General features: G+C 38.1%; 12 protein-coding genes. 1 reads left to right on the plus strand and 11 read right to left on the minus strand.

Annotated elements, in window-relative coordinates; genetic code table 11:
• Positions 1 to 49: 49 nt before the first annotated feature.
• A complete protein-coding gene (locus H4J50_RS02420) occupies positions 50 to 598 on the plus strand; it encodes a helix-turn-helix domain-containing protein (RefSeq protein ID WP_108456754.1) in 549 nt (182 codons plus the stop codon).
• Between the two features lie 438 nt (positions 599 to 1,036).
• Here the strand turns inward: H4J50_RS02420 and H4J50_RS02425 are convergent, their stop codons facing one another.
• The 11 genes from H4J50_RS02425 to H4J50_RS02475 all read right to left on the minus strand — a co-directional run bounded on the left by H4J50_RS02425 (position 1,037) and on the right by H4J50_RS02475 (position 11,408).
• Positions 1,037 to 4,210 (minus strand): efflux RND transporter permease subunit, encoded by a 3,174-nt coding sequence (locus H4J50_RS02425; protein WP_182254219.1) that lies wholly within the window; start codon positions 4,208 to 4,210, stop codon positions 1,037 to 1,039.
• A 2-nt stretch (positions 4,211 to 4,212) separates the two neighbouring features.
• Entirely contained in the window at positions 4,213 to 5,562 is a 1,350-nt protein-coding gene (locus H4J50_RS02430; protein ID WP_182254221.1) for an efflux RND transporter periplasmic adaptor subunit, read from the minus strand.
• Positions 5,555 to 6,865 (minus strand): TolC family protein, encoded by a 1,311-nt coding sequence (locus H4J50_RS02435; protein WP_182254223.1) that lies wholly within the window; start codon positions 6,863 to 6,865, stop codon positions 5,555 to 5,557. The genes H4J50_RS02430 and H4J50_RS02435 overlap by 8 nt, the downstream gene beginning before the upstream one ends.
• Positions 6,866 to 6,986: 121 nt before the next feature.
• Positions 6,987 to 7,247, minus strand: a complete 261-nt coding sequence (locus tag H4J50_RS02440) for a DUF5676 family membrane protein (RefSeq protein WP_182254225.1) — start codon at positions 7,245 to 7,247, stop codon at positions 6,987 to 6,989.
• Positions 7,237 to 7,533: a YHS domain-containing protein gene (locus H4J50_RS02445; RefSeq protein WP_182254227.1), complete on the minus strand. Its 297-nt coding sequence runs from the start codon at positions 7,531 to 7,533 to the stop codon at positions 7,237 to 7,239. The genes H4J50_RS02440 and H4J50_RS02445 overlap by 11 nt, the downstream gene beginning before the upstream one ends.
• Before the next feature lie 77 nt (positions 7,534 to 7,610).
• The gene (locus H4J50_RS02450) at positions 7,611 to 7,961 is read right to left on the minus strand and encodes a hypothetical protein (protein WP_182254229.1); all 351 of its coding nucleotides are present in this window, start codon (positions 7,959 to 7,961) and stop codon (positions 7,611 to 7,613) included.
• A 35-nt stretch (positions 7,962 to 7,996) separates the two neighbouring features.
• The gene (locus H4J50_RS02455) at positions 7,997 to 8,368 is read right to left on the minus strand and encodes a cation transporter (protein WP_182254231.1); all 372 of its coding nucleotides are present in this window, start codon (positions 8,366 to 8,368) and stop codon (positions 7,997 to 7,999) included.
• A 69-nt stretch (positions 8,369 to 8,437) separates the two neighbouring features.
• The gene (locus H4J50_RS02460) at positions 8,438 to 8,680 is read right to left on the minus strand and encodes a cation transporter (protein WP_108456759.1); all 243 of its coding nucleotides are present in this window, start codon (positions 8,678 to 8,680) and stop codon (positions 8,438 to 8,440) included.
• A 362-nt stretch (positions 8,681 to 9,042) separates the two neighbouring features.
• Complete coding sequence (locus H4J50_RS02465) at positions 9,043 to 9,591, minus strand: cytochrome c (RefSeq protein WP_182254233.1); 549 nt, start codon at positions 9,589 to 9,591, stop codon at positions 9,043 to 9,045.
• An 11-nt stretch (positions 9,592 to 9,602) separates the two neighbouring features.
• Positions 9,603 to 10,790 (minus strand): porin, encoded by a 1,188-nt coding sequence (locus H4J50_RS02470; RefSeq protein WP_182254235.1) that lies wholly within the window; start codon positions 10,788 to 10,790, stop codon positions 9,603 to 9,605.
• Between the two features lie 204 nt (positions 10,791 to 10,994).
• On the minus strand, positions 10,995 to 11,408 hold the full coding sequence (locus tag H4J50_RS02475; RefSeq protein ID WP_108456762.1) for a hypothetical protein: 414 nt from the start codon (positions 11,406 to 11,408) through the stop codon (positions 10,995 to 10,997).
• Between the last annotated feature and the right edge of the window lie 380 nt (positions 11,409 to 11,788).

The following is an 11,788-nucleotide window of genomic DNA, read 5'->3' on the forward strand; positions in this document are numbered from 1 at the left end:
ATTCAAAAAATTGAGCTAACATAATAGTTTTACCCCTAGAGGAAATTAAATGGATGTAGGCAAAAAACTTAAGTCTATTAGATTAATAAGAAATATATCGCAACGTGAGCTTGCAAAAAGAGCAGGTGTTACCAATAGTACAATTTCAATGATTGAAAAAAATAGCGTAAGCCCATCTATTAGCTCGCTTCAAAAAGTGTTAAACGGCATACCTATTTCGTTAGTTGAGTTCTTTACAGAAGAAAGTAACGAAGCAGAAATTCAACAAGTAGTTTATACCTCTGATGAATTAATCGATATTGGCTCAGGCGATGTGCATATGCATTTAGTCGGTAAATCTTTTCCTAACAGGCAAATGACTTTTCTAGTAGAAAGCTATCCTGAAAATGCTGATACCGGTACTGAAATGCTGCAAAACGACGCGGAAGAAGCCGGTTATATTTTAGAAGGCAAAATTGAGCTTACCGTTGGCACCGATGTATTTATTTTAAATGCTAACGACAGTTATTATTTCGATAATAATAAACCCCATAGATTTAGAAATATCTTTTCTGGCGTATGTAAAATTGTTAGCGCAACCACCCCGGCTAATTTTTAATTATGTTAATAAAGTTGAAATATCCTTAACCCCCATTAATTAAGGTATTTAATTTTTCATGGCTTACTTAATCCCTTTCGTCATTTTATCTAACCTTAATTCCCTTCTTCCTGCTTAGCATTTTCAATTGTCTCTAGATAATTTAAAGGTCATGCGGTGTATTGAATCTAGTTGCAGATAGATAATTCAAGAACAATGGCACATCAAGCCACATAACAGAATTAATTGTTATCGCGACTTTATTTTTGACTTTTTCAAGACGCATCAAATATATTAAGGTGAAAATAAAGTAACAGGTAAATAGCTTGATGCGATTTAACATCGTTAGACCAAGTTTAGCTAAGCAACCCGGTGCCTCATATCCGTCATATGTACCTCTTAATAAATAACAAAACGCTTTAGCAACATGAAATATCACTAAGGCGTTTTTTGAGAGAATTAACCTGATGCTAGCGCTATAGCTTGATCACTCTTCTTCTTTGCGGCTTCTTGAAACTGTAAAATAAAACTATAAAGTACAGGTAAAACCAGTAAATTTAGTATCAATACAGTTAACATACCGCCAAGCATAGGCGCAGCAATTCGGTGAGTTACATCAGAGCCAGTTGAAGAGCTAAGCATTATAGGAATTAACCCTGCCATCGTAGAAATTGCCGTCATAGCAACAGGCCTTACTCGCTTAGAGGTTGCAGACAATACGGCATCTTTAATTTCAATCACTGATAAAGGTTCACTCGCATCTGCACGACGCTTAGCGATCTCAGTATCAATAAAGCTTAACACCAGTACACCAATTTCTGCTGCCATACCCGCTAAAGCAATAAAACCAACAGCGACACCAACCGACATATTATAATTGTTGAGATATACCAACCAAATTCCCCCCACTAAGGCAAATGGCATCGACATCATCACCACCAGAGGTTCAATGACATTACGAAAATTTAAATACAAGAGTAAAAATATGATGAACAAAGTAGCGGGTGCAACAATACTTAAACGTTGCGCTGCACGCTCCATATATTCAAACTGTCCAGACCAAGTTACGGTATAGCCTGAAGGGATAATTACTTGCTTTGCCAATACTTTTTTAGCATCACGCACAAATCCGCCAATATCAGAACTTGAAATATCGACATAAATCCATGCGTTAGGACGAGCATCCTCACTTTTAATAACGGGCGCACCACGTCGATACACCACGTCGGCAACCATAGCCATAGGTATTTGAGTGCCTGTTGGTGTTGAAATAAGCACGCGTTTAAGTGACTCTAAATCATCTCTTAGCTCTCTGGGGTAACGTAAATTAACCGGATATCGCTCTAACCCCTCAACCGTTTCAGTTATATTCATGCCGCCAATGGCACTTTGAATTACATCTTGTACTGCACCTACGGTTAAACCATAACGTGCTGCTTTTTCACGGTCGACATCAAAATCTAAATAATAGCCACCAATAGTTCTGTCACCAAAAGCAGAGGTTGTTTCAGGTAAGCCTTTCATGGCTTGTTCTATATCTTGCGATATTTTCTGTAAAACAACTAAATCAGGTCCAGAGACTTTAATTCCTATGGGTGTTTTTATGCCCGTTGAGAGCATATCAATACGCGTTTTAATCGGCATGGTCCATGCGTTTGCTACGCCTGGAAAGTTTATCGCTTTATCCATTTCAGCCATAATGTTAGCCGTTGTTTTTGTGGGATCTGGCCATTCCTCTTTGGGTTTCAATCGAATAGTTGTTTCAATCATAGATAAGGGTGCTGCATCTGTAGCTGACTCAGCACGACCCACTTTACCAAAAACATGATGAACTTCAGGAAAGGTTTTTAATATTTTATCGCTTTGTTGTAAAAATTCTTTCGCTTTAGTGATAGAGATACCAGGAAATAACGTTGGCATATAGAGAATATCGCCTTCATCCAATGGCGGCATAAATTCACTACCTAGTTGTGAATAAGGATAGTAAGTCACTGCAAGCAATGAAACAGCCAAGACCATTGTGAGGCCTCGAAACTTCATCAAGAATGTTAATGTGGGCTTGTGTAATTTATGGAGTAGACGATTTACCGGATTTTTATGCTCTGGCATAATATTACCACGCAGAAAATATCCCATCATCACGGGTACTAATGTTACCGCCAGTATCGCTGATGCTGCCATTGCGTAGGTTGCCGTAAAAGCTAATGGGCTAAATAGACGACCTTCTTGGGCTTGCATAGTAAAAATAGGAAGAAAAGATACCGTTATCACCAATAGAGAGAAAAATAATGCCGGCCCGACTTCTCGGCTACTATCACCTATGACTTTCCAACGTTCATCATTAGTAAGATCCTGCCCTTTTTCTTCACGTGCTTTTGCTAAACAGGTATGGGCATTTTCTACCATAACGATAGCACCATCGACCATTGTTCCAATCGTGATAGCAATACCACCTAATGACATAATATTGGCATTTAAGCCTTGAAATCGCATAACAATAAATGCCATTAATATGCCTAAGGGCAGAGTGATGATGGCAACAAAAGCCGAGCGAGCATGCAATAAAAATAAAATTACCACTAAGCTGACAATAACAAGTTCTTGTAACAATGAGGTATTTAAACTATCAACAGCGCGTTCTATTAAGTCACCTCTGTCATATACAGGCACTATTTCCACACCTTCAGGTAGACCCGCTTTAAGCTCCTCCAGTTTGGCACGCACCGCCTGAATAGTAGCTAAGGCATTCTCACCAAAGCGCATGATGACAACACCACCCGCCACCTCACCTTCGCCATTAAGATCTATCACTCCACGTCGTAACTCCGGACCTATGTGAACATGAGCAACATCTTTTAATCTCACGGGCGTACCATCTTGGCTTACGGATACAGGAATAGCATTGAGATCGTCAATAGATTTAATATAGCCTTTACTTCGTACCATATATTCTGTTTCAGCCATCTCAATTAAGCGACCACCAACATCTTTATTTGACGCTTTAATTGCCATTTTTACTTTGTTTAACGGTATGTTGTAACGCACGAGTGCATTCGGGTCGACTTCAACTTGGTATTGCTTAACAAAACCGCCCATCGAGGCCACTTCAGCAACGCCATCAACTGTCTGCAAGGGATAGCGTAAGTACCAGTCTTGTATTGAACGTAATTGTGCTAAGTCATGTTTGCCCGTTTTATCAACTAAAGCATATTCATAAACCCAACCAACACCCGTTGCATCAGGCCCTAAAGTGGGAGTAATACCTTGTGGTAATCGACCACTCACGTAATTTAAAGACTCTAATACCCTCGATCTTGCCCAATACATGTCAGTATTATCTTCAAAAATAATATAAACAAATGACATACCAAAAAAAGAATAACCTCGCACTACTTTCGTTTTTGGCACAGCAAGCATTGAAGTAGTTAATGGATAAGTGACCTGATCTTCAACAACTTGCGGTGATTGCCCTGGGAACTTAGTAAAAACAATCACCTGCACATCAGACAAATCAGGTATCGCATCTAACGGGGTGTTCTTATAAGCAAACAAACCCACTAAAGTAATAATTAACGCCGCTAAAAGGACCATAAAACGGTCTTTTAAGGAGGCTGAAATAATGGCTTCAATCATTGTTATTGCTCCTTAACTTTCATTTCAACAGAGTTTTTCATGTCCATTGGAGGCATTTTATTATTACTAGATTTTTTGTTTTGTAGCTGTAGCATCATTTTTTCCGTGGCTTCACGTAGCTTTGATTCTGAATCAACCATAAATTGCGCAGAAGTCACGACTTCTTCCCCCTCAATCAAACCAGAGAGCACGGCAACCTTGCCATTTGACTCTATGCCTAATGTAACTATTCTTGGTTCAAATCGACCGGGTTCAGTTACCACAAAAACTTGAGAACGCTCACCCGAGCGAATTACGGCTTGTGAAGGAATTACAATGGCAGCTTCATTAACGTCTGAATGTATGGTTATCTCAGCAAACATATCTGGTCTAAGTAACTGTTCCGGATTATCAAAAATAATTCTAACTTTTGTGGTACGCGTTTTTGCTTCGGCATAAGGATAGATATAACCTAAACGACCTGAAAATATTTTTCCTGGCACACTGACTAAGGTCATTTCGACTTCATCGCCGACCTTAATCCAGGGTAACTCATATTCATATACATCGGCATAAACCCATACTTGGCTTAAATCTACCACCATATATAACTCAGTTTTAGGCGTTACATATTGCCCCTGCCTAGAACCAATGCGTGTCACAGTGCCATCTACAGGTGTATGGATGTGTAGCTGTTTTTTAATTTTTCTACTTTTTTCAAGTTCAACAATTTGATGCTCTGGCACATCAAGTAACTTTAAGCGCTCTCGGGCGCTGGCAACCATGTCTTTAGCACCTCGAGCAACATCTTCAAAAGGACTATTTTCGAGTGATTTTAGGCTGTTCAACGCCAATAAATATTCTTGCTGAGTTGATACTAATTTTGGCGAATAAATACTCACTAAAACATCTCCCTCCTTTACCGTCTCACCTGTTTTATCGACGTTTAAGTCTTCAATCCAACCTTCAACTTTTGGATGTAAACGTGCCATTTTTTGTTCATCAAAATCAACCCGACCAACAGCACGAATAGTGCGGCTCATTGACTCTTTTTTTGCAATACCGGTGCGAACCCCAATATTTTGAACTACCACGGGATCTATTTTAACCGTTCCCAATACCGCTTTTTGATCAGTTTCGACAGCATACACTGGCGTATAATCCATTCCCATGGCATCTTTTGCTGGTACAGGTGAAGTAACCGATGGATTCATAGCATTTCGATAAAATAGGGGATTTTCATTATTTTTCGGTACGGAAACGTTATCTGCTAGCGCGTTAGCAGGCCCCTCTCCTTGATCAGATAAAAAATAGCCTATTCCTAAGCCAATAACCAACATAATAATGGCGGTGAACAACGTGGATTTATTCATATATATATTCCTTGCCAATAGAGGCTTGTATCGATGCTAATGCTTGATTACTTTGAGAGACTGATTGCCAAAACTGTAGCTCATAATTAAATAAAGTTACTTGGCTGCCGACTAGGTTTAAAAAATCCACTTCACTGACTTGATAACCGACTAACATGGACTGAACGGTTTGTCTTGCTTGTGGTAAAATGCCTGTTTCAAATAAAGAACGTTGCTGTTCAGAGCGACGATAATCAGTGATATATCTAGCGATATCAGCCTTTACCTGGTTGCTTTCATCGAGATAAGCATATTTGGATTTAAACTGTTCGCTGATTCTTTGTTTTACCCGATATGACTGTTTAGTGCTGGCAAATAAGGGAATTTTAATACCGAGTTTAATAGAAAATAAATCCGCTCTATCGCCGCCCATCGGTTGTGAATTTTGGCCTATGCGATCACCATATGTAACACCAATATTAAAATCGGGATAATAGTCTCGCTCAGCTAAATCAAGCCGAGAATTAGCCGCTGATATTAATTTTTTGTGCTTTTGAAGTAATGGCCGAGACCTTATGGCTAATTGATAGAGTTGTTCTTCGGCCAATAAATGCGGTTGATTGAAACTTAATTTATTTGCCAGGGTAATAGGTGAACGTGGCGTTATATCCATTAAAATATTTAATTGAATTATCTGGGTTGCTTTTAAAGCCACTATTTGAATTTTATGGTTTATTAGCTTTGATAATTCTAATTGGGACAATAAGACATCTTGTTGTAGTCCTTTGCCTGTTGTGTATTTTGTTTTCGCCACTTCGATAAATTGCTTTAGCAATGCTTGATTTTTATCAACCGTCTCTATTGCTCTGTCTAAATAAAACAGCTGCCACCATTTATTACTGACATTCTTCGTTAATAGTAAACGCATTTCAGCAACATCATAATAAGCGGCTTTGGCTTCAAATTCAGCGATATCTTCTTTCAAGCTTAACTTACCTGGAAAAGGAAAAGCCTGTGATACGCCTATTTGCAATTGGGTCATCCCTTCTTGCGATCTGTCAAAACTGTCCGTTGGAAAATTCATAGCCCCTAGGGTTAGTATTGGATCTGGTAAAGTACCAACTTGTGAAGGTATGCTTTTCATCGCCTCATATCGGGCCTTAATTTGTGCAAGGTTAGGATTGTTTGCTAGCGCAAGCGCAATTGCATTTTGCTCAGTTAATACGTCATATTCTGAGGCAGAATGCATGTTTACTTGTTTGGCAGACAATTGTTCAGCTGATAATAAAAATAATGTTATCAGTAAGGTGTTTATCATTCGCATATTTTTCATCCTTCTTGAAATACCCTATATAAATTAATGATTCATGATTCTGTAATAGGGCACATACGCATTCCTAAATTAAAAATTACAAAATATTTTAGTGGTAAATAAAAAGCTTAAACTACTTACTTTTACTACCCGCGACGTTATATATCGGCCCCCAAACAAGGGCAATAAACCAACCATAAAAATAGCTTTCTACTATCCCTAAAAAGAAGCTTTTCCAGCTTATCCATTCAAAACCTGGTAACAGTTGTAACCATACGGGGTACATGGCTTGTTGAGGAAACAACAAGCCAAAAATGACACATAAAGTAAAACTAATGGCAAGAAATAGGCTTGTTGCATGGCCAAATGCAACCAGTGATATTTTATGTTTCATGTTCATTATCCTTTGGTGTTATTGCATGTTGCTTATCAATAAATTTTCCTGGTTCACGGTCAAACCTATCTAAACATTCTCTTGAACAAAAACGATATAAATGCCCTTTTTCGAGTTTGCCATACCCTTTATCCTCTTCAACTTCATGCCCACAAACAGGATCTATAAAACTATTTTTAGCGGATTTTTTATCATGGTGTCCATGGGTCATATGAGCTCCACATCCAAAGCGCATCATGAGATAAAATATCCCGGCAAATAATAAAAATGAAAATAGACTTTCCATTGCTGCCTCCGTAACAGTTAACTAATTTAAAAAAAGCGTGATGCCTAGCTTGCCAACATCACGCAAGCGAGAAGTTCCTATTTTTTTAACTGCACCATATCGAATTTCTTAACCGTACCTTTTACAACCGATACTTTAGCGAAGTGTTCATTCATAATTTCTTCTATTTTCACTTGCCCTTTTTCCACTTTTTGAAAAAAATCGGCACCGTCATCGTTGTCATCGTTCAGGGTAAATCGATATGTTTCCAAAATTTGCCCTACTTTTGCACCGTCATCAAAACCAACGCAAACAACAATATTGTCTGGTGTTGCTGACACTACTTGGCCACGCATGAGATACCGATGTGACAAATCGCTATTTGCACAGCCTGTAAGCACTACAGTAAAAATGACAAGTGTAATTATTTTGGATATTTTCGTTAACATAAGTAATTCCTAATTAAGTTGTTTTTAACGCGATATTAACGTTTTCTTTTGCTCGAATTTGGTGGCGATTTATGACAACTCCAAGGTTCATGTGTGAAATTATCCTTGACGTTTTGATCACAAAATTTGTAATAGCTGTCTTTTGTGCGGGTCCACCAATCATTGTGAATATCCGCCCCATGATTTCTAATAACATTTTCAATGCCATCAAGGTCTAAATTGGTTGCATCGTAAGCTAAATGAATGCTCTGCTCTTTGCGATTGAAAGAGACTTCATCTAAGCCGAACATTCGATCTATTTCCGCAATTAGCCCATCGATATTTTCTTCTGTTACCTTGGTAAGTCTTAGGTTTCTTACTACTAAGTTAATTTCTCTAACGCCAACTCTATGATCTAAATCAGACATAACAGCCTCCTTTATTAATCAAATTTTGGGGATTTATACTGGTATTTATACCGATTAATTTATTCATTTCTAGCTCCTTGCTGCGGTTCTAGCCCTGTAACCTATTCTTTCAATGGCATTAATCAGAACAGCAGAGCCGACATCTCCGTTTACAACTACAGAACGTAAGGCAAAATTCATTTCAGCGCTGTTTACGCCGTTAATATCTTTTAATGCTGTTTCAATCTTATTGACACAACTTGCACAGCAAGCTCCTTCAATGGTTAACTCTTGGATGTTTTTATTGGCAATACTAGCGGTTGATCTATTCATGGTGATCTCCTTAGTGCGCGTCACTTTCATTCTTATCTACAACGAGGTGACAATTCATATGTTTGGTATAAGTTAACTTCATAGCGCTTACTGATCCTATTGCTCTCATTACATAAGTGCTGATGCTTAATATGAAAATAAAGAACTATAAAACCTACACTTAACTTACACCTATGTGTTAAACACAGGTCAAGTGACTATTTGTAAAAACATCATTTTTGACAAATATCAGGTCTGAGACTTAAACATTAACGAGTAGAGGCATTCTATTTCCCTGAAAAGATAAACAGTGATTAATTTAATGACGACAATATAAATAAACTGTAAATAATCCCGTCAAAACCACCTCTATACCTGCTGTTTTATTCTTGCTTTAAGAACTCAATAATTGCCGCGATATCTTCCTTATTCATTGGATATTTAGGCATAGCCGAAGCCGCATTATTAAACTTAGGCTCCATTAACTTCTTAAGCACAAATGCCTCACCTTTATCTGCAACAACATTGTCTAAAGCAGGACCTAATTTACCTCCCTCTCCTCTAAGTTGATGACAGCCCTGACAACCGAATTGAGTGACTAATTCAGCACCAGTTTTCTTAGGTAAATTCGTGTTTTCATGGCTTGCTATATTGCGCACATCAGCAGTTAAAGTGCTTGCTAAGAAAGCTTCTACCGCCAATGCTTCCTTACCTGTCATATGTGCTTTTGCACGCATATGAGGAATAACAACAGACCACTCTTTTTTTGTGTACTCTTCTGCAGGACGTGCATTATGGCAACGAGCACAATTTTCACTGTAGACTTTAGCTCCTTCGGCTACTAACGAGGGATCGCTGACATGCTGTGCTTGGACTGAAAATGCACTGATGGTTAAGGTAAATATGGTCAATAATAATATTAATATTTTCATGGTAAATCTCCTTAAAAGCCAAACGCTAACTGTAAAAACACACGATCATCAACTATGCCGCCGTGACCTGCACCTTCATTATCTATTGATGTACTTTCTGCTCCCAACTTCAATACAGCACTTGGTTCTAACCAATAATTGACACCATAATAAATACGACTGCCCATCTTACCTGCGTCTTCTTCAAAATCATGGCCAATGCTGCCGTCAAAATCTGACTTAATATCTGAATAGCGCACAACAAACTCAACTGGATTTAACCAGGCATTACCTAGCTCGCGTGCTTGCCAAGTACCTTGGATATACCAGCCACTTTTATCAAAATCTTTTACCCATTCCTCTCCATGTTCATCAACCTCAATGGGTTCATCCTCACCTTCTGTTTCGGCGCTAGAACCAAAAATTTCACCTCGAACACTGGCATAACTACCCACCCAGTTAAAATCGATATTATAAGCATCGTAATTTAAGTCGCCGTCATTACTATATTTACCTGAGTAATAAGAAATACCTACTTCCCATTCAGGTAAAAATGCATAAGCGATACGCCCACCAAATGCCATGGTGTTATTGTTGTCCCCATTTTTAGCTGACATTTCTACTCCACCGCCATGATCTCCGGCTTCTTGCCTTGGACCACTGACCGTATAAAAATCAGTAAAAATTCTCCCTGCATCACCTAGATCCCATGTATTAGCGATATTTATACCCGTGTCTCCCAAAATACTTGTAATTCCACCTAACGAACCATTACCACCGTGACCACCATAAAGACCTGGGTTGCTCGCCGCTTTATTGATCCAACTTGGGTGTAAATTCACACCAAACTGACCGAAGGGTAATAAGAATTTCCCCGCGGTAATGATGGTATTGTCATTAAAAAAGTAATGCATGTTGGCGTATTCAAGTTCAGTTTCGGTTTCGCCTTCAGCATTAGTACTGAACTCTAGTTCCGCCTCAATATGAATTTTTTCAGAAAGTTGAAACAAAAATATGGGAACAAAACGTGCAACTACATTATTTTGAATATCGTTTCCTGTTTCATCTTTCATGTTCGATTGGTTGATATAAGTCACATCGCCATAACCTGCAATAGCGAAACGACCAATATCTAAAGTAGAATTTTCTTGCGCATTAACAGTTGTCATTAATGACATTGAGGTTGCTGCTACAACCGATTGGAGAAGTCCATTTTTCATGATATGGCCTTAGTATTTTATGGCGGGCAGAGGAGCTCCTCTACGCCAAATAGTATAATTAAATGTTTTTAAATGGGTGGCGAAAAGCACAGGGGGAAGTTCTAATTTGTTAGGCGATGTAAATCACTTTGACAAATTATTGCACTAAACGTCTAATAGAATACAAGTTCAGCTACCTTGAAAAAAAGGCACACTGATCCCGTTTTAGATTGTAATCGGAGGTTTATAAGGGTTGGTATATGGCAAAGATATAAAGTTTCTATTTAACTTAACCACATTTATTGAAATGACAGGGAAGAAATTTGCAAAACTGTTATCTTGCAACAATGATGAATTTGCTTGTCCTGTAATGTTTTGTACACAATCGCAATCTACGCAATGGCAATTATCCATTGCTTTAGGCTTAGCGGTATTATGCACTTCATTTATTTGGTGATTATCTTTTCTCGGCTCAATTGGCTGATGATGTTCATGAATATTAATCGTTGTGTTAGCGGATGATAATACAGAAGCGGTATACGCCATTTCGGTACAGACATGAACAGCCTTAGCAAATACTTGTCCATTAACAGACAAATATATCATTATTACTAATAGCCAATTCAATCGATTTTTCATGAGAATAATAAGTCTCCTTTAAATACTCCTAAAGTATAAACCTTGTAATATCTATAACCTTGATCCTGATCAAGTTTCTGGTAATGAAGTACGACTTCATTTTGAAATCAACTTAATAACCGATTAATTAGATAAATAGCCAAATAATAACGTCTGGATATACCTGTTTTTTATTAAATCAGCTTTTAGGCCTAAAAAACCGACTGACTGTTTGTTATTTGCTACACACGTGTTATTTTATAGACACTATAATCATAACTCAAGTTTCGGGGTTCACTTTTAACCAATAAAAGTGAATTATCCCTCATTCTAAGGCTTCTTGCCGCAAAGTAAAATTATCCATTTGCATGACTTGCGTAAAAAAATCGACAACCGTCTGT

This window comes from Colwellia sp. 6M3 (assembly GCF_014077595.1).
Lineage (GTDB): Bacteria > Pseudomonadota > Gammaproteobacteria > Enterobacterales > Alteromonadaceae > Cognaticolwellia.